Source organism: Streptomyces verrucosisporus (assembly GCF_017114865.1).
GTDB classification, from domain to species: Bacteria; Actinomycetota; Actinomycetes; order Streptomycetales; family Streptomycetaceae; genus Streptomyces; species Streptomyces fenghuangensis.
In genome coordinates this window covers 160,414-184,283 of sequence record NZ_JADEYH010000009.1, presented here as the reverse complement: position 1 = coordinate 184,283, position 23,870 = coordinate 160,414, and the positions used below count along the sequence as shown (strand labels likewise).

Annotated in this window: 17 protein-coding genes and 1 pseudogene; 7 read left to right on the top strand and 11 right to left on the bottom strand. The window is 74.6% G+C overall.

The window, feature by feature from the left end; translation table 11 throughout:
- Positions 1-10 precede the first annotated feature (10 nt).
- Positions 11-613 carry a M48 metallopeptidase family protein gene (locus IQ279_RS13125; RefSeq protein ID WP_206348703.1) on the bottom strand — a complete coding sequence of 201 codons (603 nt, stop codon included), beginning with the start codon at positions 611-613 and terminating at the stop codon, positions 11-13.
- A 256-nt stretch (positions 614-869) separates the two neighbouring features.
- Between IQ279_RS13125 and IQ279_RS13120 the strand changes: the two genes are divergently transcribed.
- Both IQ279_RS13120 and IQ279_RS13115 read left to right on the top strand, forming a co-directional pair.
- Positions 870-1,985 (top strand): ThiF family adenylyltransferase, encoded by a 1,116-nt coding sequence (locus IQ279_RS13120; RefSeq protein WP_206348702.1) that lies wholly within the window; start codon positions 870-872, stop codon positions 1,983-1,985.
- A gap of 54 nt (positions 1,986-2,039) precedes the next feature.
- Entirely contained in the window at positions 2,040-3,443 is a 1,404-nt protein-coding gene (locus tag IQ279_RS13115; protein ID WP_206348701.1) for an ABC1 kinase family protein, read from the top strand.
- Positions 3,444-3,695: 252 nt separating this feature from the next.
- On the opposite strand, the gene IQ279_RS13110 is transcribed toward IQ279_RS13115, so the two are convergent.
- From IQ279_RS13110 to IQ279_RS13095, 4 genes are all read right to left on the bottom strand, one after another.
- Positions 3,696-4,019, bottom strand: coding sequence for a putative WhiB-interacting protein (locus IQ279_RS13110; protein WP_206348700.1), 324 nt, complete (start codon positions 4,017-4,019; stop codon positions 3,696-3,698).
- On the bottom strand, positions 4,016-4,378 hold the full coding sequence (locus tag IQ279_RS13105) for a WhiB family transcriptional regulator (RefSeq protein WP_206348699.1): 363 nt from the start codon (positions 4,376-4,378) through the stop codon (positions 4,016-4,018). Before IQ279_RS13105 ends, IQ279_RS13110 begins: the two co-directional genes overlap by 4 nt.
- A gap of 132 nt (positions 4,379-4,510) precedes the next feature.
- Positions 4,511-4,819, bottom strand: a complete 309-nt coding sequence (locus IQ279_RS13100; protein WP_206348698.1) for a hypothetical protein — start codon at positions 4,817-4,819, stop codon at positions 4,511-4,513.
- A 196-nt stretch (positions 4,820-5,015) separates the two neighbouring features.
- Positions 5,016-7,223: an ATP-dependent DNA helicase UvrD2 gene (locus IQ279_RS13095; protein ID WP_307792334.1), complete on the bottom strand. Its 2,208-nt coding sequence runs from the start codon at positions 7,221-7,223 to the stop codon at positions 5,016-5,018.
- 200 nt (positions 7,224-7,423) lie between these two features.
- On the opposite strand from IQ279_RS13095, the gene IQ279_RS13090 reads away from it, so the two are divergent.
- Positions 7,424-7,666, top strand: a complete 243-nt coding sequence (locus IQ279_RS13090; RefSeq protein ID WP_206348696.1) for a mycoredoxin — start codon at positions 7,424-7,426, stop codon at positions 7,664-7,666.
- Positions 7,667-7,726: 60 nt separating this feature from the next.
- On the opposite strand, the gene nudC is transcribed toward IQ279_RS13090, so the two are convergent.
- The 5 genes from nudC to IQ279_RS13065 all read right to left on the bottom strand — a co-directional run bounded on the left by nudC (position 7,727) and on the right by IQ279_RS13065 (position 17,455).
- Entirely contained in the window at positions 7,727-8,671 is a 945-nt protein-coding gene (gene nudC, locus IQ279_RS13085) for an NAD(+) diphosphatase (RefSeq protein WP_206348695.1), read from the bottom strand.
- A 260-nt stretch (positions 8,672-8,931) separates the two neighbouring features.
- Entirely contained in the window at positions 8,932-12,387 is a 3,456-nt protein-coding gene (locus IQ279_RS13080; protein ID WP_206348694.1) for an ATP-dependent DNA helicase, read from the bottom strand.
- A 104-nt stretch (positions 12,388-12,491) separates the two neighbouring features.
- Positions 12,492-13,370 carry a LolA-like protein gene (locus IQ279_RS13075; protein ID WP_206348693.1) on the bottom strand — a complete coding sequence of 293 codons (879 nt, stop codon included), beginning with the start codon at positions 13,368-13,370 and terminating at the stop codon, positions 12,492-12,494.
- A gap of 108 nt (positions 13,371-13,478) precedes the next feature.
- Positions 13,479-16,781, bottom strand: a complete 3,303-nt coding sequence (locus IQ279_RS13070) for an ATP-dependent helicase (RefSeq protein WP_241028018.1) — start codon at positions 16,779-16,781, stop codon at positions 13,479-13,481.
- 266 nt (positions 16,782-17,047) lie between these two features.
- Positions 17,048-17,455: an MGMT family protein gene (locus tag IQ279_RS13065; protein ID WP_206348691.1), complete on the bottom strand. Its 408-nt coding sequence runs from the start codon at positions 17,453-17,455 to the stop codon at positions 17,048-17,050.
- A 365-nt stretch (positions 17,456-17,820) separates the two neighbouring features.
- Here IQ279_RS13065 and IQ279_RS13060 point away from each other — a divergent pair, with 365 nt between their 5' ends.
- From IQ279_RS13060 to IQ279_RS13045, 4 genes and pseudogenes are all read left to right on the top strand, one after another.
- Entirely contained in the window at positions 17,821-20,331 is a 2,511-nt protein-coding gene (locus IQ279_RS13060) for a lysylphosphatidylglycerol synthase transmembrane domain-containing protein (RefSeq protein ID WP_241028055.1), read from the top strand.
- Between the two features lie 106 nt (positions 20,332-20,437).
- Entirely contained in the window at positions 20,438-20,836 is a 399-nt protein-coding gene (locus IQ279_RS13055; RefSeq protein ID WP_206348687.1) for a TOBE domain-containing protein, read from the top strand.
- Positions 20,837-20,847: 11 nt separating this feature from the next.
- On the top strand, positions 20,848-21,630 hold the full coding sequence (gene modA / locus IQ279_RS13050) for a molybdate ABC transporter substrate-binding protein (protein WP_206348685.1): 783 nt from the start codon (positions 20,848-20,850) through the stop codon (positions 21,628-21,630).
- A gap of 98 nt (positions 21,631-21,728) precedes the next feature.
- Positions 21,729-22,457: pseudogene (locus tag IQ279_RS13045) on the top strand (ABC transporter permease); the annotation flags it as partial.
- Between the two features lie 211 nt (positions 22,458-22,668).
- Here IQ279_RS13045 and moeZ read toward each other — a convergent pair.
- The gene (gene moeZ / locus IQ279_RS13040) at positions 22,669-23,847 is read right to left on the bottom strand and encodes an adenylyltransferase/sulfurtransferase MoeZ (protein ID WP_206348683.1); all 1,179 of its coding nucleotides are present in this window, start codon (positions 23,845-23,847) and stop codon (positions 22,669-22,671) included.
- Positions 23,848-23,870: the final 23 nt, after the last annotated feature.

Here is a 23,870-nt window from a genome sequence, read left to right as displayed (position 1 = left end):
CTCCCGCGGCTCACTCGCCCCCGTCGCGGGGAACGTTCGGCAGCCGGCCCGCGGCGGTCACTCCCTCAAGGAATCCCCGTGCCCTCTCCGTACGCGGATAGGTCTCCAACAGCCGCCAGAATTCCGGGCCGTGGCCGGGGACCAGCAGATGGGCCAGCTCGTGCAGGAGGACGTAGTCCAGGACGTACTCCGGCATTCCCTGCAGACGGTGGGAGAGGCGGATGCTGCCCTCGGCGGGGGTGCACGAGCCCCAGCGGGTGTTCTGGTTGGTGACCCAGCGCACGGTGGCCGGGCGGGCGCGCCCGAGCAGGTACTGCTCGGACAGCCGCACGGCGCGGGCGGCCAGCTCCCCGTCGTCGAGTGTCCTCCGGCTCTCCTGGGCGGCCAGCTTGTCGAGCATGACGCCCACCCAGCGCCGCTCCTCCTCCTTCGACATCCGGGCCGGGATGAGGACGACGGTGCGGCCGCCCTCCCGGTAGGCGGAGACCGTACGGCGGCGGCGTGTGCTGCGGCGGACCTCGATCGCGTCCGGCCGCGGCGCCGTGCCGCCCGCGGCCGCGCCGTCCGGGCCGGGGCCCGGCTCCTCGACGCTGTTCAGCGGGTCTGCGGGCATGCCACGACGTTACCCGCAGGCATCGGTGGAAGTCCCGCCTCCGGGGCACCGGCGGGGACGCACGCCTGCGTGCGAGCCGGTGGCGCGCCTCCCGAGCGCCCCCGCACACCCGGTATGACGAACGCCGCGTCCTGTGGACGGCGCTCCGCGGCGGGCGCGGGAAAGGACGCAGGCTGGGTCCGTCCGGTCCTCCTCCCGGCGCCAACGCACCTGGGAGGGGCTCAGAAGTGGTTCAGCGGTCGTTCAGGGGGTTGCCGTGCATCCGATGATCAAACCCGCGCTCCGGCGTGCCTGGCGGGACCGGGACACCGTGCGGTACGGGGTGGCGCCCGCGCACGCGGTGCTGCTGGGTCCGGTGGACACCGCGACCGGCGGTTTCCTGGAGCTTTTCGACGGCACCCGCAACCTTTCCCAGCTCAGACAGGCCGCCGAGGCGATGGGGCTCGGGGCGGACGCTGCCGACCGGCTGGTGGCACGGCTGACGGCCGCGGGGCTGCTGGACGACGCCACCGCTCACCGGCGGGCGGCGGCCCGGGTGGACGACCGGCTCCGCCCGGACCTGGGGTCGCTCTCGGTGCTCCGGCCCGAGCCGGGCGGCGGGGTGCGCCGGCTGGCCGCCAGGTCGGCGGCCCGGGTACAGGTGCGCGGCGCCGGAAGGGTCGGAGCGACGGTGGCGGCGCTGCTGTCGGCGGCCGGGGTGGGGCAGGTGGACGTGGTGGACGGGGGCTGCGTGGCGCCGTGGGACACCGCGCCCGGGGGCATCGATCCCGGGCAGACCGGCGAGCGGCGGTCCTCGGCCGCTCGCCGGGCGGTACGGCGGGCGGCCGCCGGGGCCCGTCCGCCCCGCCCCGGGCGGGGGGAGGGCTCCGTGCCACTCGCTCTGGTGGTGATCGCCCCGCGCGACGGCCTGGCCGCCTACGCCCCGGATCCCGCCGCGGCCGAGGAGCTGGTCGGGAGCGGGCGGCCTCATCTGTACGCCGGTGTCGTCGAGGCCACCGGCTTCGTGGGGCCGCTGGTGCTGCCGGGTGCGACGGCCTGCGCGGAGTGCCTGACGCTCGGGCGTACCGAGCGGGAGCCCACCTGGCCGCTGGTGGTGGCACAGTGGAGGTCGGCACGGCGGTCGGCGGTGCCCGCCTGCGACGTGGCGCTGGCGACGGTGGTCGCGGGGGCCGCCGCCTCCTGTGCGCTGAGTTTCCTGGACGGGGACGAGAGCTGTGTCACGGACTCGCGGCAGCACTGGGTGCTGCCGCGGCTGCGCGCCGAGTGCGAGCCGGTGCCGCCTCATCCGGAGTGTCCGTGCGGTGCGGCTTCCGGGCACGGCGGCCGCCCGCTCTCGGCGGACGGGGCCCGGCGGTCCACAATGGCCACATGACCGCTGTCCTCGGCGCTGCCACCTGGTCGTGCTGTCGGGAAGTTGGAGGGGCACATGTCGGATCTTCCGCGTAAGGCCGTCACCCGTACCGCCAAGCTGGCCGCGCTGCCGCTGGGGATGGCGGGGCGCGCGACCTGGGGCCTGGGCAAGCGGATCGGCGGGTACTCCGCGGACCTGGTCGGGCAGGAGCTGCAGCAGCGCACCGCCGAGCAGCTGTTCAAGGTCCTCGGGGAGCTGAAGGGGGGTGCCATGAAGTTCGGCCAGGCGCTGTCGGTCTTCGAGTCGGCGCTCCCGGAGGAGGTGGCCGGCCCCTACCGCGCGGCGCTGACCAAGCTCCAGGAGGCGGCACCGCCGATGCCGGTGGCATCGGTGCACGCCGCGCTGGCCGAGCGCATGGGCGAGGACTGGCGTGGGTTGTTCGAGGAGTTCGAGGACAAGCCCTCGGCGGCGGCCTCGATCGGGCAGGTGCACCGCGGTGTCTGGCACGACGGCCGCCCGGTGGCCGTGAAGGTGCAGTACCCCGGTGCCGGTGAGGCGCTGCTGTCGGACCTGAACCAGCTGGGACGCTTCGTCCGGCTGCTGGGCCCGCTCATTCCGGGTGTGGACATCAAGCCGCTGGTCTCGGAGATGCGCGACCGGCTCAGCGAGGAGCTGGACTACGAGCTGGAGGCGCGGGCGCAGCGGGCGTACGCGGAGGAGTTCGCCGACGACCCGGACGTGCGGGTGCCGGACGTGGTGTACCAGTGCGACCAGGTGCTGGTCACCGAGTGGCTGGAGGGCGTGCCGCTGGCCGATGTGATCAGGGACGGCAGCCGTGAGGAGCGGGACCGGGCCGGGCAGCTGCTGGCGCGCTTTCTGTTCTCCGGCACGGCCCGCACCGGACTGCTGCACGCCGACCCCCACCCGGGGAACTTCCGGCTGCTGACCGGCGACGCGCCCGACGGTCCGCCCGGGCAGTGGCGGCTGGGGGTGATGGACTTCGGCACGGTCGACCGGTTGCCGGAGGGGCTTCCGCCGACGATCGGCGTCGCCCTGCGGATGGCGCTCGACGGCGATGCGGAGGCGGTCCACGAGCTGCTGTGCGACGAGGGGTTCATCAAGCCGTCCGTCGAACTGGATCCGGACGCGGTGCTGGAGTACCTCCTGCCGATCATCGAGCCGGCGCAGGTGGAGGAGTTCGTCTTCTCCCGGGACTGGATGCGGGAGCAGGCCGCGAGGGTCGCCGACCCCCGTTCCCCCGCCTACCAGTTGGGCAAGCAGCTCAACCTGCCGCCTTCCTACCTGCTCATCCACCGGGTGACGCTCAGCACGATCGGTGTGCTGTGCCAGCTCGGCGCACAGGTGCGCATGCACGAGGAGATGGAGGCGTGGGTGCCCGGTTTCCTGCCGGATGAGGACGAGGAGGAGTACTTCGACGATGCCGGGGAGGGCACGGAGGTGGCGGAGACCTCCGCCTGAGGGGCCTGGGGCGGGCGGGGCTCGCCGCGCCCGCCCGGAAGGAGGCGGGGGCCGGGGCGTCACCGCCCCGGCCCCCGCGTCCTCGGTCAGTGTTCTCTGCCGTCGTCCTCTGCTTTGGCTGCCCGTCCGGTCTCCGCCCGGCTGTCCGTCCGGCCGCCGTCCGGTCCCGGCTCCGGCCCGCCGGGGCAGTCGGACGGTAGCGGCTCACCGGCTCCAGCTGTGACCGGGATCAGGGCCGGAGCCGGGGAGCCGTCACTGCATGATGGCCAGGGCCAGAGCGCGGCGGGCCCGCAGGGAGGCCCGCTCGGCGCGGCGCTGCATACGCCGGGCGGTGATCACCCGGTGGCCGAGTTGTTCCGACTCGGCCTCCCGCATGCGTTCACGCATATGGGCACGGGCCATGGCTTCTGGGATGAGTTGCATGTCGCGGGTCCTGTTCTGGAGCGAGGCGGTGGCGTCGGGCTGTGTGCTCGCGTGGTTGTCGGTGTTGAGGGTCATCGCGGATTCCGGCTTCGGGAAGGGACGCAGCGCGGGACCGTGCGTCGCGGGGTGATCGATCGTGCCGACGGTGTTCATGCCGTGACCGGGTTCTTGCGGGGACGGCCACGCGGCCGCTTGCGGGGGACGACCACCCCCTGGACGAACAGCTCGCCGCCCCAGACGCCCCAGGGCTCGCGGCGGTCCTTGGCGCCGGCGAGGCAGGCCTCGCGCAGCGGGCAGGTCTGGCACAGGGACTTGGCGTACTCCACGTCGGCCGGCGACTCGGCGAAGAAGACCTCCGGGTCGTAGCTGCGGCAGGGCACGGCCGCACCGAGACGCTCGATGGCGTCGTCGAGCTCGGTGAGCGTGGTGAGCGGGGTCAAGGAGTCCTCCGTGGAATCGGACGTTCGGATCGGGTCGGGCTGTACGGACGGGGCGTGCGTCTGGATGTGCACGGCGGTGGATTCCTCGTCTTTGTGTCGTCTCTTCGGCCCGGCTGGTGGCCGGGCCATTGGGGGAAAACAGAAGGGCCGCGGATCCCGGTGTGGGTTCCGCGGCCCTGGAAGGTGCCGACCTGATCGTGCCGATCAGGCTGGATCTCTCCAGGGTTCGAGCCCACGGAAGGCCCACATCGTGTGGTGCTTGGCCTGCTTCTGTCCGTTGCCGGCACCGTTGGCCGCGCCGGTGAGGGCATAGGCATCAGCCTGTGCCGCCGCCACTACCGCGGGTGCCTGGGTCGGTCGCTCACTGGCCCGCTCGCGAATCGACAGAACCGCGAGGGAGGCCGGACGCGCGGCCGTAAAGCCGAAGGCACGGGTGCCGGACAGGCGAGAGCCGAGCAGGCAGGAGGCGAGGACCTCGCGACCGGTCGGTTCCGTCGTGATCGTGGTGGTCATCGAAGCTCGCCTCCTCTCGGCGCTTTGGGGATCGACGTGTGTGTCGATCCGGACGTTCAGGGTTCAGTACAGCATGGATCCGACGGAGCCAGTAGGCCCCGCTCGTCCATGTCCGGAAGGCTATGAGGGTTTGGACGGCCCGCGCAAACTATTTTCCCGGCGGATTCGTAACAGCCTCTGTGACAGATTCCGGAAGCTATTCGTCCGCTTGTTCGTCCGCTCGTTCCTCCATCCGCTCGCCCGCGGATTCCCCCGGGTCCGCGCCGATCTCCTCGCCCGCGCACAGGGCCAGCACATCGGCGCCGAACCTCTGGAGCTTGCGCCCGCCCACGCCGGGGATCCGCGCCAGCTCCGTCTCGTTGTCGGGCAGGGCCTCGGCGATCGCCATGAGCGTCTTGTCGGTGAAGACGCAGTAGGCGGGCTGGCCGAGCTGCCGTGCCTGACCCGATCGCCACTCGCGCAGCCGCTCGTACAGCTCCTCGTCCAGATCGGAGGGGCAGCCCTCGCAGCGCATCAGCTTGATCTCGCCCGCGTCGGTGAGGGTGCGCCCGCACACCCGGCACCGCACCGGACCGCGTCGCTTGCGCGACCGCCCGCCGCCGCGCTCCACCCCGCCGGCGCGGCCGGCGTCCGACGAGGAGCCGGGCCGCAGCCCCGCCAGGAACCGGCTCGGGCGGCGGCCGCCCCGGCCTCCCGGCGAGCGTGACAGCGCCCAGGACAGGGAGAGGTGGCGCCGGGCCCGGGTGACGCCCACGTAGAGCAGCCGGCGCTCCTCCTCGACCTGCTCGTCGGTCTTCGCGTAGCTGATCGGCAGCGTCCCGTCCGTCAGCCCGACCAGGAAGACCGCGTCCCATTCCAGGCCCTTGGCGGAGTGCAGCGAGGCGAGGGTGACGCCCTCGACGGTGGGGGCGTGCTGGGCGTTCGCCCGCTCGTCCAGTTCGGCCACGAGATCGGCCAGCGTCGCCTGCGGCCGGGCCCGGGCGAAGTCCTCGGCCAGCCGCACCAGGGCCGCCAGGGACTCCCAGCGGTCGCGCACCGCCCCCGATCCGGCCGGGGGCCGCGGCGTCCAGCCGGTGCCGCCGAGCACCGCGCGCACCTGGGAGGGGAGGTCCACGGCGTCGGCCAGCAGCGGGTCGTTGTCCCCGGCCCGTGCCGCGCCGCGCAGGGCGACCCCGGCCTCACGCACCTCGGGCCGTTCGAAGAACCGCTCGGCGCCGCGCATCTGGTAGGGCACCCCCGCGTCCGCCAGGGCCTGTTCGTAGACCTCGGACTGGGCGTTGACGCGGTAGAGGACCGCGACCTCGCTCGCCGGGACCCCGGCGTCCATCAGCTCCCGGATACGGCGGGCGACGCCCTCGGCCTCGGCGGGCTCGTCCGGGTACTCGGTGTAGACGGGATCCGGCCCGGCCTCGCGCTGGGAGACCAGCTCCAGCCGGTGGTCGGCGGCCCGGCCCCGGGCCTGGGCCAGCAGCCCGTTGGCCAGATGCACCACCTGCGGTGTGGAGCGGTAGTCGCGCACCAGCTTCACCACCGTGGCGCCGGGGTGCCGGGTGCGGAAGTCGAGCAGGTGGTCGGGGGTGGCCCCGGTGAAGGAGTAGATCGTCTGGCTGGCGTCGCCGACCACGCAGACGCTCTCCCGTTCCCCCAGCCACAGCTCCAGCAGCCGCTGCTGCAGGGGACTGACGTCCTGGTACTCGTCCACCACGAAGTGCTGGTACTGCCGCCGCACGGTGTCGGCGATGTCCGGCCGCTCCTGGAGGATGCCGACCATGAGCAGCAGCACGTCCTCGAAGTCGATGACCGAGCGCTCGCGCTTGAGCTGCTCGTAGAGCCCGTAGATCCGGCTGATCTCGGCCGGGTCGCGCGGCGCCTCGCGCGAGGACTTCGCCACCGCGGCCGGGTAGTCCTCCGGGACGCTCTGGGTGACCTTGGCCCACTCGATCTCGCCCGTCACATCCCGCAGTTCGTTGCGGTCGAGCCGGATGCGGCAGCGTGCGGCGGCCTCGGCGACGAGCTGGACCTTGCGCTCCAGCAGGCGCGGCAGGTCGCCGCCGATCGCCTTCGGCCAGAAGAACTGCAGCTGGCGCAGGGCGGCGGAGTGGAAGGTGCGGGCCTGCACACCGCCCGCGCCGAGCTGGCGCAGCCGCCCGCGCATCTCGCCCGCCGCGCGGTTGGTGAAGGTGACGGCCAGCACGCTCGCGGGCGGGAGCGCCCCCGCCCGCACCCCGTAGGCGATCCGGTGCGTGATCGCGCGCGTCTTGCCCGTACCGGCCCCCGCCAGCACGCACACCGGGCCGTGCAGCGCCGTCGCCACCTCGCGCTGCTCGGGGTCGAGTCCTTCGAGCACCGCGTCGGGCGAATCGGGGACGTTCGGGAAGAGGGAGGAGGGCGTTGCTGCTGTCACCCCGCCATGCTGCCAGGTCGGCCGGGGGCCCGGTAACCGTCGTCCACAGGCGGCCGGGACTCGTAGCACCAGCGCCTCCGCGCGGCCCGGTCGGGGCTCGCTCCGGCCCCGGTCCGGGCCGTTCGGGAATGGGTCCGGCCGGTTGAACGTTCCACCGATGCCAGTACGCCGACACGCCGAGACGAGGAGCACGAGAACCCATGGCGGGAACGGTCACGATGTACAGCACCACCTGGTGCGGCTACTGCCGTCGGCTCAAGGGCCAGATGGACCGCGAGGGAATCGCGTACACCGAGGTCAACATCGAGCACGACCCGGAGGCCGCGGCCTTCGTCGAGAAGGTCAACAACGGCAACCAGCTGGTCCCGACCGTGCTCTTCCCCGACGGCTCGGCCCTGCCCAACCCCTCGATCGCGAAGGTGAAGGCCGTTCTGGGAGCCTGACGCACCACCGTCGGCGGTCCGCCGCGGGCCCGGATCACCGGGCCCGCGGCGGACCGCCCGTCACAGCGGGTCCGGCAGCGGCTGCCCGTACCACAGCTCGATCAGCCGGGCAGCGATCGAGATGCCCGACGGCGGGAGCACCTCGCCGGAGGCGAACGCGGCGCCCAGCTCCTCGCGGGAGAACCAGCGGGCCTCCTCGATCTCCTCGCCGTCCACCCGGATCTCGGTGGAGGTGGCGTGCGCCACGAAGCCCAGCATCAGGCTGGAGGGGAAGGGCCACGGCTGGCTGGCGACGTACTCGACCCTGCCGATCGTGACGCCCGCCTCCTCGCCCGCCTCGCGGACGACCGCCTGCTCGATGGACTCGCCCGGCTCCACGAAGCCCGCGAGCGTGGAGAAGCGGCCCTTGGGCCAGTGCACCTGGCGGCCCAGCAGCGCACGGCCCTGCGGATCCGTCACCAGCATGATCACGGCCGGGTCGGTGCGCGGGTAGTGCTCGCCGCCGCAGGCCGGGCAGCGGCGGATGTGCCCGGCGGCGGCGATGACCGTGCGCTCGCCGCAGCGCGAGCAGAAGCGGTGCATGCGCTGCCAGTTCTCCAGGGCCACGGCGTGCACCATCAGCTGGGCGTCCCGCTCGGACAGCAGCGTGCCCGCCTCCCGCAGACCGGCCGGCCGGGCCGCGTCGTCCATCCGGCCCGGCAGCGCGTCCTTCTGCAGCGCGAAGTAGCGCACGCCGTCCTCGTCGATGCCGAGGAAGTAGCGGTGCGCCTCGGTCAGCGGGGCGTCGAAGGAGGGCATGGTCACCAGCTCGGCGCCCCCGCCCCCGGTGTCCTCGATCAGCACCTGCCCGCCGGAGACCACGAAGCAGCGGGTCGTCGGGTGGCTCCAGGCCGCCCCGAGCCAGGCCTCGTCCAGCCGGTGGTGGGAGGCCCGGTCTATGCCGCCGGTGGCGGTGAGCGTGATCGGAGGACGGTCGTCGGTGGTGTGGTCGGGCCAGGTGATCACGGCTGCTACCAACTTCCCCTGCTGCGTGAGCGGTGGTTCGGGTGCGTACGACGGCCGCCGGACCGTTCCGTGCGGTCCGGGTGCGGTGGAAGACCCGTCCCTCTCCGTCCGCGGCGGCGCCCGCTCACAGCCGTCCCGCCCGCTCCCCCGTGCCGGGGGGACGGGGGCGCCGACCGTCCGCGGGGACGGCGGGCCGGCCTGCGGTGCGCGCGCGGACGACGGTGTCCACGAGCGGCCGGGGTGGTGCTCATGCCCCGAGCCTATCCGGCCGTTCCGCCCGCCCCGGAATCGGTCGCCGCGTCCCGCCGTCCGCCGGGCACCTCCCGGCCGCCCGGGATGTCCGGAACATCCGGGGCGGTCATCTCCCGCGCGCCCTGTGCGCCTTCGGTGCCCTCCGTGCCGTACAGCAGCAGCCTCTCCAGAGCGGCGCGGCCCGGCAGCCGGGCGGGGCGGACCAGCTCCCCGCTGCGGACGTGGAGGAAGGCTGCGCCCACGGCCTCGGGCGGCAGCCCGTGCCGCTCGGCCCAGGCGAGGCGGTAGACGGCGAGCTGGAGCGGGTCGGCCCTGCCGGAGTGCCCGGTCTTCCAGTCGATGATCTCGAAACGGCCGTCCGCGTCGCGGTACACCGCGTCGATCCGGCCCCGGACCACCCGGCCCGCGAGCACCAGCCGGAAGGGCGCCTCGACGCGGTACGGGGTGCGGTGCGCGTAGGGGGTGCGGCCGAACGCCTCCTTGAGCGCGGCCAGATCCTCCTCGTCGGCGATCCCGTCCTCGCCGCCGGGGTACGCCTCGCCCTCCTCCCCGCCGCCCGGCAGCTCCTCGGGATCGTGCAGGGGCAGTTCCAGCTCCTCGAAGCGGGACTCCACCCAGGCGTGGAAACGGGCGCCCCGGCGGGCGGCCGCGGGCCGCGGCGGCCGCGGCATGGGCCGGGCCAGATCCCGCGCGAAGCCCTCGGGGTCGGCGGCCAGGCGTACGAGCTGGGTCGCGGAGAGCGCCGGGGGCAGCGGCACCTCCAGCACTCCCGAGCGGGCCCGGCGCAGTTCGGCGGTGAGCGCCTCCATGTCACGGTCCCAGGAGGCGACGGTCCGCGCGTCCTCCGGCGTCAGCTCCGGGGCCGGGTCGGGCTCCGGGGCAGGACGGGGACGGGGCAGCCTCCGCCCGTCCGACCGCCCGTCCCCCCGCTCGCCCGTCCGCCCGTCCAGGTGGGCCATGACGCGCGCGGCGGCGGCACGGCGGCGTGCCCAGGCCTCCTCGTCCAGTGGCAGGGGCCAGGCGCGCTCCTCGGCCGACTCCTCCAGGGCCGGGTTCTCCTCGCCCTCGGCGGGCTCCCCGGCCCAGTGCTCGACCTCGCCGTGCCGCGGGTCGGCCTCGCAGTGCGCGCGCAGCGCCTCCAGGAAGGAGGAGGGGCCGCGCGGCTTCTTCTGGCTGGGGCCCCACCAGTGGCCCGAGCCCAGCAGCAGGGAGCGGGGGCGGGTGAAGGCGACGTAGCCCAGCCGCAGTTCCTCGGTGTGCTGGTGGTCCCTGACCGCCTCGTCGTAGGCCTTGCGGTCCTTCGCCGTCCAGCCGGACAGCTCCGGCAGGGTCGCCGCGTCGCCGCGCAGCGCGGGCGGCAGCACCTTCGGCTGGGAGAGCCAGGACTCGCGGGCCTGCCCGCTGGGGAAGTTCCCGGCCACCAGCCCGGGGAGGGCGACCACGTCCCACTCCAGGCCCTTGGACTTGTGCGCGGTGAGGACCTTGACGGTGTTCTCGGCGCCGGGCAGCGAACTGTCCAGCCCCTTCTCGTACTCGGCCGCGGCGCGCAGGAAGCCAAGGAAGGCCAGCAGGGTGGACTGCCCGTCCAGCGAGGCGAATCCGGCGGCGATGTCCAGGAAGGTGCCGAGGGTCTCCCGGCGGCGGGCGGCCAGCGCGTGCGGGGAGGCGGAGAGTTCGACCTCCAGGCCGGTGACGGACAGCACCCGGTGCAGCACGTCCATCAGCGGGTCGGCCAGGGATGCCCGCAGGTCGCGGATCTCCTTGGCCAGCCGGGCGAAGCGCACCCGGGCCTCGGCGGAGAACGGCAGCGGGTCGTCGTGGCCGCTGGTGCCCAGGAAGGTGTCGAGCGCGTCGGCGAGGGAGACCACCTCGGCCGGGTCGGTGCCCTCCACGGCCGCCGCCAGCCGCTCCTCGACTCCGGCCTCCCCGCCGCCGGTGCGCGGGCCGCCGGGCACCAGCAGCCGGGCGCGGCGTCCCAGCAGGGCGAGGTCGCGCGGGCCGATGCGCCAGCGCGGGCCGGTGAGCAGGCGCACCAGGGAGGCGTTGGCGGTCGGGTCCTGGAGGACCTCGCACATGGCGACCAGATCGGCGATCTCCGGCAGATGCAGCAGTCCCGACAGGCCGACGACCTCGACCGGCACCCCGCGCTCCACCAGCGCGCCCTGGATCCGCGCGAAGTCGCCGGCGGTGCGGCACAGCACGGCGACCCGGCCGGGCTCGGTGCCGGTGTTCACCAGATGGGCGACGGAGTCGGCCAGCCACGCGATCTCCTCGGCGTGGGTGCGCAGCAGCGCGCAGCGCACCAGGCCGTCGTGCTCGGCGCCGGGTGCGGGGCGCAGCGCCTCCACGCCCGCGTGGCGGGCGCGCAGCGGCGCGGCCAGTGTGTTGGCCAGGTCCAGCAGCCTCCCGCCGCTGCGCCGGTTCTCGCTCAGGGACTGGCGGCGGGCGGGGGCGCCGCCGGCGAGGGGGAAGTGCTCGGGGAAGTCGTCGAGGTTGGCCACGGACGCGCCGCGCCAGCCGTAGATGGCCTGGCAGGGGTCGCCGACGGCGGTGACGGCGTGGCCGGTGCCCTCCCCGAACAGGCCGGCCAGCATGACGCGCTGGGCCACGGAGGTGTCCTGGTACTCGTCCAGCAGCACCACGGCGTACTCCCCTCGCAGGATCCGCCCGACCTCGGGCACATCCCTCGCCAGGGACGCCGACAGGGCCATCTGGTCGCCGAAGTCGAGCAGTTCGCGCTCCCGCTTGCGCCTGCGGTACTCCTCGACGAGCCCCAGCAGTTCCAGACGGCCCCGCGCGGTCTCGGGCACCTTCCGCAGGGCGGCGTTGGTGAGCCTCACCTCGCCACTCTCCAGCAGGCCGAGCAGCTCTCGGTCGTACGCGCGCAGCCGCTCCGGCTCCACCAGGTGCTCGGACAGCTCGCCGTCGAGGGCAAGGAGGTCGCGCACCAGCTCGCTGACGGACTTGGTCAGCGCCGTGAAGGGGCCGGGCGCGGTGCGCAGCACCGAGGCGGCGAGCTGGTAGCGGGTGGCGTCGGCCAGCAGCCGGGCGGACGGCTCGATGCCCAGCCGCAGCCCGTGGTCGCCCAGCAGCTGCCCGGCGAAGGCGTGGTAGGTGGAGATCCGCGGCTCGCTGGGCGGCTGTTCGGGGGCGGCGGGGTCGGAGGGGTCGATGGGGTCCGGGTCGAGCACTCCCGCCCTGCGCAGCGCCCCGCGCACCCGGTCGGCCAGCTCGCCCGCCGCCTTGTTGGTGAAGGTCAGACCCAGTACACGCTCGGGCGCCACCTGCCCGGTGCCCACCAGCCAGACCACCCGGGCGGCCATCACCGTCGTCTTGCCCGACCCGGCTCCGGCCACGATGACCTGCGGCGCGGGCGGAGCGGTGATGCACTCCATCTGCTCGGCGGTGAAGGGGATGCCGAGGAGCTGCCGGAGGTCGTCGGGGTCGTCGAGCTGTGCGGGCACCCACCAGACGCTAGCGCGCCGCGCCGACAGCCGCGGCGCGGCGGTGGCGGGCGGCGGCCGCCGGCCACCGCCGCGCCCCCGTTGCGACGGGGCGTCAACTCCCCTCAGACCGACTCGTGCCGGCCGGAGTCCTCGCGCATCTCGCCCAGGTCGAGGACCTCGTCCGGATCCGGAGCCTCGACCACGACCTCCTCCCCGTGGCCGGTGAAGTCCATCACACCCGGCTCGTCGCTCCCCTCGTTCTCCATCCGCAGCAGATAGGGCCGGTCGTCGTCGTTGGCGACGTAGGCGGTGGTGGTCCCCTCGCCGTCGTCCTCCTGGACCAGCGGGATGACCTCCCGGCCGTCGAGCTCGACGGGCTCGCGCTTCCCGGTCTCCCCGGAGCCGCCGGACTCCATGTCCTCGAGCAGCCCGTCGAGGTCGCAGAAGCCACCGGGGCCGGCGCCGGACTTTCCGTCGCCCGTCCTCACCCAGCGCTCCGAGAGCAGCTCGACGGCCAGGTCCTCCCCGAATCCGCCGTCGCCCTGGCTCTCCCAGAAGCTCTCGTCGCCCTTCATGTACATCCGCCCGTCGGCGGAGAGGACCTCGGCGGTGCCTTCGCCGATCGTCATGGTGCCGGTGCAGTCGCCGTCCCCGGCGAGCGCCAGGTCGACCGTCATCCTGCCGTCACCTTCGTCCCCGGCCACCCAGCCGGTGATGCGCAGCGACTCGGCCCGCCTCATCGCCTCGGCGGACCGCTCCATGATCTTCCCGGCGGAGCTCCGCTCCAGCCTCGTCCCGCCGAACCCCCCGGCGAAGGGGGCCTCCCCCTCCTCCGGCTTCCCCGATGCCTCCGGATCCGCCCTGCCGATCCCCGCCGGAAGGCCGCCTCCCGACCCGGAGTCCGGTCCGCCCGTACCGCCCGGTCCCCCGGAGCAGCCCGCCAGTCCCGCGGCCATGGCGCAGACCAGTGCCGCCGCCAGAGCCCCCCGCTTGTCCCCCACCGCTGTGCCGCCTCCGTCTCCGCGATGCCGTGCCGTGCCGCAACATGGGACTACACCGCACCGACAGCCGGTTCCCGGGGACCGGCCGGGGCGGCGCCCGCTCCGCGCTCACTCCACGATGTGGCGCCCCTCGGGCCGGGCGCTGCACGCCCCCCTGAACGAGCAGGTGTCGCAGTGCCGTCCGGGAGAGGGGGCGAACCGCTCGTCCAGCACGCGCCCGGCGGCGTCGGCCAGCAGCTCGCCCACCCACTCCCCGTTTCCGTCCCCGTCCCCGTCGCCGGAGGACAGGGCGGGCTGCCGCTGCACGGCCGGGAGTTCGTCGCCGCCCTCCTTCTTCGGCGCACCGATCCTGAGCTGGACCAGTTCCGCGCCACCCGGCTCCGGCCGCCCCTCGAAACCCTCGACCCCGTCGAGGGCGCCCTCGCGCACCGCGAGCTGGTAGACGGCCAACTGGGGGTGGCGCTCGACCTCGGCAGCGGTCGGCTTGCTCCTGCCGGTCTTGAAGTCGACGACGTACGCCCGGCCGTCGGGCCCGCGCTCGACCCGGTCCATGGAACCGCGGACGCGGACCCGGTGGCCGCCCGCCTCCAGCGTCACGTCGAAGTCGTGCTCGGTGGCGGCCGTCTCCCGCCCGAGGTCACGCTCCATCACATGCCAGCGCAGGAAGCGCTCCAGGGCCGCGCGGGCGTTCTCCCTCTCCTGCCGCGACTTCCAGGGCGCGTCGAAGGCGAGCGAGTCCCACACCGAGTCCAGCCGCTCCAGCAGGACGGACAGGTCGGCGGGGGTGCCGCCGGAGGCGACCTCGTCGGCCAGGACGTGCACCACGTTGCCGAAGCCCTGGGCCGCGGTCGCGGGCGGCTCCGCCCTCACCTCGCGGCCCAGGAACCACTGGAGCGAGCAGGCGGTGGCCAGTTGGTGCAGCGCGCTGCCGGAAAGGGCGACCGGCCGGTCCCTGTCCCGCAGCGGCACCTCGCTGCGGGTCGGCCCGTACAGCCCCCACCAGCGGTGCGGATGGGCGGCGGGGACCAGGGGGACGCCGTCGTCGTCGCGCAGCGCGGCCAGCTCGGCCAGCCGTTCGGCGGCGGCCTCGCGCAGCGCGGGGGCGGCCGCGGGGTCGACGGTGGTGGCACGCAACTCGGCGACCAGCGCGGGGACCGACAGCGGGCGGCGCGGGCGGGCGGTGACATCCCTGGGCTCGACGCCGAGTTCGGTCAGGAAGCGGGAGGGCTGGTCGCCGTCCTCGGCCGCGGCCTTCACCGCGGTGACGACCAGGCGGTCGGCCGCGCGGGTGGCCGCCACGTAGAACAGCCGTCGCTCCTCGGCCAGCATCGCGCCGGGGGTGAGCGGTTCGGCGAGCCCGTCACGGCCTATCCGGTCGGGCTCCAGCAGGGAGCCGCGCCGCCGGAGGTCGGGCCAGAGCCCCTCCTGTACCCCGGCGACGACCACCAGCCGCCACTGCAGGCCCTTGGCCCGGTGCGCGGTCATCAGCCGTACCGCATCGGGGCGCAGCGCTCGGGGGGCGATGGTGTCGCCGGCGATGTCCTGGGCGTCCAGCTCCTCCAGGAAGTTGAGCGCGCCGCGCCCGCCGACGCGTTCCTCGGCGCGGGCCGCGGCGGCGAACAGCGCGCAGACGGCGTCCAGGTCCCGGTCGGCGTTGCGGCCGGCGGCGCCGCCGCGCCCGGCCGCGCGCCGCAGCCGGGCGGGCCACCGGCCGTCCCGGTCGCCGCCCAGGCCGTCGTTCCACAGCAGCCACAGCGCCTCCTCGGCCGTGGCCCCGCCGGACAGCGCCTCGCGCGCCTTGCGCAGCAGCAGCCCCAGCTCGTGTGCGCCGCGCGCGTACGACGGGTCGTGCGCGACCAGCCGCTCGGGTTCGGACAGCGCCTCGGCCAGCAGCTCGTCCGAGGGGCGGGGCACGGCGCGGCCGGCGGCGCGCTCCTCCTCGCGCAGGGCCCGGCCCAGACGGCGCAGGTCGGCGCCGTCCATGCCGCCCAGCGGGGAGGTCAGCAGGGTGAGCGCGGTCTCCACTCCGATCCAGGGCCCGTCCGCACCGCCGTCCGCACCGCCGTCAACTCCCTCGGGCCGGCCCGGTCCGCCGGCCCGGTCCGCTCCGGCGGTGTCCACGACGGCCGCCCGCGCCGCCACCCGCAGCGCGGTCAGCAGGGGCACCACCGCCGGCTCCCGGCTCAGCGGCACGTCGTCGCCGTCGGCCTCCACCGGTACGCCGGCGGCCGTCAGCGCCCGCCGCACCGCGGGGACGGTGCGGTGGCCGGCGCGCACCAGCACCGCCATCTCCCGCCACGGCACGCCCTCCTCCAGGCGGGCGCGGCGCAGCAGGTCGGCGATGTTGTCCAGCTCGGCCCCGGGGGTCGGATAGGTGTACACCTCCACCCGGCCGCCTTCCCGGGCCGCCGTCAGCCCCCGGTGGGCGCGTACGGCCTCGGCCGGGAGCCGGGTGAGCGGCATGCGGTGGGTGATCCGCCGGGTGGCCTCCAGCACCACCGAGGCCGAGCGGCGGCCGGTGCGCAGCACCGCCACCGGGGCAGGGGCCCCGTCGCGCTGCCGGAAGACACCGGGGAAGTCGAGGATGCCGTTGACGTCCGAGCCGCGGAAGGCGTAGATCGCCTGGTCGGGGTCGCCGAAGGCGACCAGGGTGCGGCCCTGGCCGGCCAGCGCGCGCAGCAGCCGCACCTGCGCCGGATCGGTGTCCTGGTACTCGTCGACGTACACCGCGTCGTAGCGCGCGGCGAGGTCCGCCCCCACCTCGTCCCGTTCGGCGAGCAGCACCGCGCGGTGGACCAGTTCGGCGTAGTCGAGCACGCCCTGGAGGTCCAGCACGTCGAGGTACTCGGCCAGGAAGGCCGCGGCGGCCCGCCAGTCGGGGCGGCCTGCGCGGCGGGCGAAGGCGTCCAGCGCGTCCGGTCCCAGGCCCAGTTCGCGGCTGCGGGCGAGGACGGCCCGCAGTTCGTCGGCGAAGCCGCGCGTGGTCAGGCAGGCGCGCAGTTCCCCGGGCCAGCGGGCCCGCTCCCGGCCGGTGTCCTCCAGTTCCGCCTGGCCGGCCAGCAGTTCGCGGATGCGCAGGTCCTGCTCGGGTCCGGACAGCAGCCGCAGCGGTTCGGCGAACAGATCGGCGTCCTGGTTGGCGCGGACCAGGGCGTAGCAGTACGAGTGGAACGTCGTGATCTGCGGGGTGCGGGGCGCGGGCCCGTCCAGGCGGGCCGCCATCCGGTCCCGCAGTTCGACCGCCGCCCTGCGGCCGAAGGTCAGTACGAGGATGCGCTCCGGATCGCCTCCGCGCCGCACGCGCTCGGCGACGGACTCCACCAGGGTGGTGGTCTTGCCGGTGCCGGGCCCGGCCAGGACGAGCAGCGGTCCGCCGCGGTGGTCAACCACCGAGCGCTGGGCCGCGTCCAAGGCAGGGAGGCTCGCCGGACCGGGCGGGGTACGCACCAACCGGTACGTATCGGACTTGAGGGAGGAACTCACGTGGATCGCCGGTCCTGGTCGCTGTGCTGGATGGTGCAGACGGTACGCCAGGGGGCAGTCGTGGCGCACGGCGTCGCGCCCCCGCCCGCGTCCGGTCCGGACGGCTCACCGCGTGCACGGCGACGTGTACGGCGACGTGTACGGCGGGGCCATGGCGGAAGCTGGTACGTGTGAGGAGTCCCACAGCCGGGCGGTCAGGAACGCCGGGCGGACCGCTCGCCGGCGCCGGCCCCGTTCCCGCTCCCGCCCGCTTCCCCGTCCCACCGGGCCCGGCGCATGTCGATGCGCACCGCACCGGCGGTGCGGCCGGCCGCGCCCTCCCGGCCGCCGCGCAGCGGGGTGTCCTCCTGCCGGTAGTGGGCCAGCGCGCGGCCCTCGTGGCAGGGCGGCGGCGTCCCGTCGGCCCGCACCACGCGCCACCACGGCACCGCGCCGCCGTAGAGGGACATCACCCGGCCCACCTGCCGCGGGCCTCCCTCCTCCAGCCACTCGGCCACGTCGCCGTACGTCATCACCCGGCCGGGCGGGATGCGCTCCACCACGGCCAGCACCCTCTCCGCGTAGTCCGGCAGCTCGCCGGCGGGCCCGGTCATGGCGGCCATGGTGCCCCATACGGCCGCCGGCCCGCACCGGCGGCGGCGCGCGGGCCCGCACGACACGCGCAAACTCGGCTTTCCGCGGAGAAAAGCGACCTCCCTCGCCGGTCCGCCACCTCCTCGTGCCACCATCGTCCCGGCGGTGACAGGTGATACGAGAGCGAAAAGGGACCGGGGAGCGGTCCGAGGACCAGGGCGGGCCCCCTCCGCGGGAGGAGCCCCGTTCCGCTCCCTCCTCCCCGCACACCGGTGACACCGGCCGGGAGTCCGCACGGCGGGACACCGGCAGGACCGGCGGAGAGACGGGTCAGGAGCACGTCGACGGCGACGAGCCGATCCTCCCCGCCCGGGTGCACCGCCCCTCCGACCTGATGCGGCTGCTGCTCGGGGTCCTGGGCATCGCCGTCGTCCTGGTCGTCGCCGCCTTCGCGCACGGCACCACCGCGGGCCTGGAGCAGGACATCGGCAAGGGCGCGGGCCAGGCCCCTCCCCTGCTGATCAGCTTCGCCGGCTTCGCCTCCAGCGTCGCCGTGCTCATCGTGCCGGTGGCCTTCGCGCTGGAGCGGCTGATCAAACGCGACGGGCTGCGGATCGCCGACGGCGTCCTCGCCGCCGTCCTGGCGCACGGCGCGTCGCTCGCCACCGACCTGTGGGTCGCCGAGCAGGCCCCCGGATCCATCCGGAACGCCCTGACCAGCCCGGCGCCGGGCGGCGGGCTCACCGATCCGGTGCACGGCTATCTGGCGCCCGTCATCGCCTACATGACGGCCGTCGGTATGGCCCGCCGGCCGCGCTGGCGGGTGCTGCTGTGGGTGGTGCTGCTGCTGGACGCCTTCGCGGTGCTCGTCGGCGGTTACACCACACCGTTCTCGATCCTGGTCACCGTGCTGATCGGCTGGACCGTCGCCTACGGCACCCTCTACGCCGTCGGCTCCCCCAACGTCCGGCCCACCGGCCAGAACCTGCTGGCCGGGCTGCGGCGGGTGGGATTCAGGCCGGTGAGGGCGCTGCGGCTGGACCCCGCCGACCCCGTGGACTCCGAGCGGGCCGAGCAGAGCGACCGGGCCCGGCGCTATCTGGTCACCCTGGAGGAGGGCCCGCCGCTCGACGTCACCGTCGTGGACCGCGAGCAGCAGGCGCACGGCTACTTCTACCGCGCCTGGCGCCGTCTCGCGCTGCGCGGCATCACCCAGCGCCGCAGCCTCCTGTCGCTGCGGCAGGCGCTGGAGCAGGAGGCCCTGCTGGCGTACGCGGCCATCGCCGCCGGGGCCAACGCCCCGAAGCTGATCGCCACCTCCGAGCTGGGCCCCGACGCCGTCATGCTCGTCTACGAGCACGTGGAGGGGGACGGTCTGGGCTCCCTGCCCGACGAGGAGGTCACCGACGAGCTGATGCGCGCGGTCTGGCGGCAGGTGCGCGCGCTCCAGTCGCGGCGGATCGCCCACCGCCGGCTGGAGGACGACGCCCTGCTGGTGGCCTCCTCCGGCGAGGTGTTCCTCACCGACCTCAGCGCCGGCGAGATCGCGGCCGGCGATCTGGTGCTGCGGATGGACGTGGCGCAGTTGCTGACCACATTCGGTCTGCGCGCCGGCGCCGAGCGTTCGGTCGCGGCGGCGGTGGAGGTACTCGGTCCGGACGCGGTGGCCGACAGCCTTCCGCTGCTCCAGCCGATCGCGCTCAGCCGCGGCACCCGGGCCACCCTGCGCAGACTGGCCAAGGAGCGGGCGCAGCGCGAGCGGGAGGCGGCCATCGAGGCGTCCCGCCACAGCCGTGAGACGCGCCACGCCCAGGGACACCCGCCCGCCGGCGACCGCAAGTCGCTCCGGGCGGAGAAGCACGCCGAGAAGCAGGCGGTCATGGAGGCCCTGGAGGAGGCGCGCGAGGAGGACCTGCTGGCGCAGATCCGCGGGCAGGTGCTTCTGGTCCGACCGCAGGCCCCGATACAGCCGGCCCGGCTGGAACGCGTCCGGCCGCGTACGCTGATCAGCTTCATTGCCGGGGCCTTCGCCGCGTACTTCCTGCTCTCCCAGCTCACCCATGTGAGCTTCCGGCAGGTCGTCGTCGAGGCGAACTGGGGCTGGGTGGCCGCCTCGCTGCTGTTCTCCGCCCTGACGTACTTCGCGGCGGCGATGAGCCTGCTCGGTTTCGTGCCCGAGAAGGTCCCCTTCCCGCGCACGGTGGTCGCCCAGGTGGCGGGCTCCTTCGTCAAGCTGGTGGCGCCGGCGGCGGTCGGCGGCGTCGCGCTCAACACCCGCTTCCTGCAGCGCGCCGGGGTCCGGCCCGGCCACGCGGTCGCCAGCGTCGGCGCCTCCCAGCTGTTCGGCCTGGGCAGCCACATCCTCCTGCTGCTGGTCTTCGGCTATCTGACGGGCACCGAGCGCACCCCGACCCTCTCCCCGTCCCGCACGGTGATCGCGGGGCTGCTGACGGCGGCGGTGCTGTCCCTGATCGTGGCGGCGGTCCCGGCGCTGCGGAAGTTCGTGGTGGAACGGGTGCGGGCGCTGTTCGCCGGCGTCGTCCCGCGGATGCTGGACGTCGTCCAGCGTCCGCAGAAGCTGCTCAGCGGCATCGGCGGCATGCTGCTGCTGACGGTGTCGTTCGTGCTGTGCCTGGACGCCTCGGTGCGCGCCTTCGGCGGTGAGCTGAGCTACGCGAGCATCGCGGTGGTCTTCCTGGCGGGCAACGCGCTGGGCTCGGCGGCGCCCACCCCGGGTGGTCTGGGCGCGGTGGAGACGGCGCTGATCGCGGGTCTGGTCGCGTTCGGGCTGCCGTACGAGATCGCCACCCCGGCGGTCCTGCTGTTCCGTCTGATGACCTTCTGGCTGCCGGTCCTGCCCGGCTGGCTCTCCTTCACCCACCTCACGCGCCGGGAGGCGCTCTGACCGTCCGAGCCGGTGCGGTCCCGCCACCCCTTGCCCCTCGCGGGTGCGAGGGACAGGGCCCTGTCCGCCTTGCATGTGCGAGCCTCTGCGCCATAACGTCGTGCACATGCGTTCCTACTCCATGGGCCGGGCGGCCCGGCTGCTCGGCGTCAGCCCCGACACGGTGCGCCGCTGGGCGGACGCCGGACGGCTGCCCACCAGCCGGGACGAGGGCGGCAGGCGGCTGGTGGCGGGCGAGGACCTGGCCGCCTTCGCCGCGGCACTCGCCGCGGACGCCGCCGAAGGCGAGGACGACGGGCCGCACACCAGCGTCCGCAACTCCTTCCCCGGCATCGTCACCGCCGTCCGCCTCGGCGACGTCGCGGCCCAGGTGGAGATCCAGGCGGGCCCCCACCGGCTGGTCTCCCTGCTGACCCGGGAGGCCGTGGAGGAACTGGGGCTGGCGGTCGGCATGGAGGCCGTGGCCCGGGTGAAGTCCACCAACGTCCACGTCGACCGGGCGTGAGGCGGACCGGCATGCCCCTTCGCCGCCGCCGCCGCACACGCCGCGGACTCCGCACCGTCCTCCTGCCCGCCGTCCTGGCCCTGGTGGCGGCCCTCACGGCCGGCTGCGGGGGCGGGGCGTCCGGCACCACGCGGACCACCGTGACGGTCCTGGCCGCCTCCTCCCTCACCGACGTCCTCACCGGGGCGGGCGCCGCGTACGAGGAGGAGCACCCCGGCGTACGGCTGCGCCTGTCCTTCGCCGGCTCCCAGGAGCTGGCCGCGCAGATCCGCCAGGGCGCGCCCGCCGATCTGGTCGTCACCGCCGACACCGCGACGATGGAGTCCCTGCGGGACTTCACCGGCCCGTCCACCGTGATCGCCCGCAACCGGCTCGTCATCGCCACCGCCCCCGGCAACCCCCTGGGCGTCGAGTCGCCGGACGACCTCGCCCGCGAGGGGGTGAAGACCGTGCTCGCCGCCCCCGAGGTCCCCGCCGGGCGGTACGGGCAGCGGCTGCTGGAGCGGCACGGCGTCACCGTGCGCCCGGTCTCCCGGGAGCCGAGCGTGCGGGCCGTGCTGAGCAAGGTGGAGCTGGGCGAGGCGGACGCCGGGCTGGTGTACGCCACCGACGCCGCCGCCTCCGCCGGCCGCGTCGAGGCCGTGCCCGTCCCCGGCGGCGGCTCCGCCGTGCGCTACCCGGCCGCGCCGCTGAAGGAGGCCGCCCATCCCGGGCAGGCCGCGGACGTCGTCGGCTGGCTGGGCTCCGAACCGGCCCGCCGCCTGCTGCGGGAAGCCGGTTTCCTGCTGCCGTGAACCACCGCACAGGATCCCGCGCCCGGCCGTCACGTGCCCGCAGTCGCACGCCCGCCGCGCGCCCCCGCACACCCGTCGCGCTCGGCGGGCCTGCCGCGCTGGCCGCGGCCTTCCTGGCCGTGCCCCTGGCCGGGGTGCTGGCCCACACGCCCTGGCGGGACCTGGCCGGGCGGCTCACCTCGCCCGACGTGCTCCGGGCGCTGGGGCTTTCCCTGCTGATCTCCGTCCTGGCGCTGCTGCTCTCCCTCGTCCTGGGCGTGCCGCTGGCGTGGCTGCTGGCCCGCGCCGACTTCCCCGGCAAGGCGCTGGTGCGCAGCCTGGTGCTGCTGCCGATGGTGCTGCCGCCGACCGTGGCGGGCGTCGCCCTGCTGCGCGGCTTCGGCCGCGGCGGGCTGCTGGGCGGACCGCTGGAGGCGGTGGGGGTGACGCTGCCGTTCTCCACCGCGGGCGCGGTGGTCGCCGCGGCCTTCGTGGCGATGCCGTTCCTGGTCATCGGCCTGGAGGGGGCGCTGGCCGGGATCGACCCGCGCTACGAGGAGGCCGCCGCCACCATGGGCGCCGGCCTCCCCCAGACCCTGCGCCACGTCACCCTGCCGATGGTGGCGCCCTCCCTGGCGGCGGGCGCCGCGCTGTGCTGGGCGCGGGCACTGGGCGAGTTCGGCGCGACGATCACCTTCGCGGGCAACCTTCCGGGTGTCACCCAGACCCTGCCGCTCCAGGTCTATCTGCTCCTCCAGCAGGACCCGGCCGCCGCCACCGCCGTCTCGCTGCTGCTGCTCGCCGTGGCGGCGGCCGTCCTGATCGCACTGCGCGGACGCTGGCCGGGCCACTCGCGCTGACACGCGCGGCCGACGGCTCCTCGGGCCCAGCCGTGCGGCGCGGCCGAGGGCGCCACGGTCGTCCGGCGATCACGCCCCTGTCACTGTCCGGGGCGTCGGGGGACTGCCGGGCGCGGCTGACGACGGCAGGTGACGACCGCGTTCCGACAGCACTGTGGCGGGGTGCGGCGCGTCGTCGCACCCCGCCACAGGGGGGGTCTCAGTAGACCGGCTTCTCCGGCTCGATCTGGGTGACCCAGCCGACGACGCCGCCGCCGACGTGGACGGCGTCGGAGAAGCCCGCGTTCTTCAGGACGGCGAGGACTTCCGCACTGCGGACACCCGTCTTGCAGTGCAGGACGATCCGCTTGTCCTGGGACAGCTCACCCAGCGCGTTGCCCATCAGGAACTCGTTCTTCGGGATCAGGCGCGCGCCCGGGATGGAGACGATCTCGTACTCGTTGGGCTCGCGGACATCGATGATGTCGATGTTCTCGCCCTCGTCGATCCACTCCTTGAGCTGCTGCGGGGTGATGGTCGAGCCCATCGCGGCCTGCTGGGCCTCGTCGGAGACCACACCGCAGAACGCCTCGTAGTCGATCAGCTCGGTGACCGTCGGGTTCTTGCCGCACACCGCGCACTCGGGGTCCTTGCGGACCTTGACCTGGCGGTAGCTCATCTCCAGGGCGTCGTAGATCATCAGACGGCCGAGCAGCGGCTCGCCGATGCCCGCCAGGAGCTTGATCGCCTCGGTGGTCTGGACCGAGCCGACGGACGCGCACAGCACGCCCAGGACGCCGCCCTCGGCGCAGCTGGGGACCATGCCCGGCGGCGGGGGCTCGGGGTACAGGCAGCGGTAGCACGGCCCGTGCTCGGCCCAGAAGACCGACGCCTGGCCGTCGAAGCGGTAGATCGAGCCCCACACGTACGGCTTCTTCAGCAGCACGCACGCGTCGTTGACCAGGTAGCGGGTGGCGAAGTTGTCGGTGCCGTCCACGATCAGGTCGTAGTCGGCGAAGATCTCCATCACATTGGAGGAGTCCAGCCGCTCGGTGTGGAGGTTGACCTTCACGTACGGGTTGATCCCGAGCACCGTGTCCCGCGCGGACTCGGCCTTGGGGCGGCCGATGTCCGCCTGGCTGTGGATGACCTGGCGCTGGAGGTTGGACTCGTCGACCTCGTCGAACTCGATGATGCCGAGCGTGCCCACGCCCGCGGCGGCCAGGTACATCAGGGTGGGCGAGCCGAGGCCGCCCGCGCCCACGCAGAGCACCTTGGCGTTCTTCAGACGCTTCTGCCCGTCCATCCCGACATCCGGGATGATCAGGTGGCGGGAGTATCTGCGGACCTCGTCGACAGTGAGCTCGGAGGCCGGTTCGACCAGGGGTGGCAGCGACACGGAGACCTCAACAGGGTTGGTCG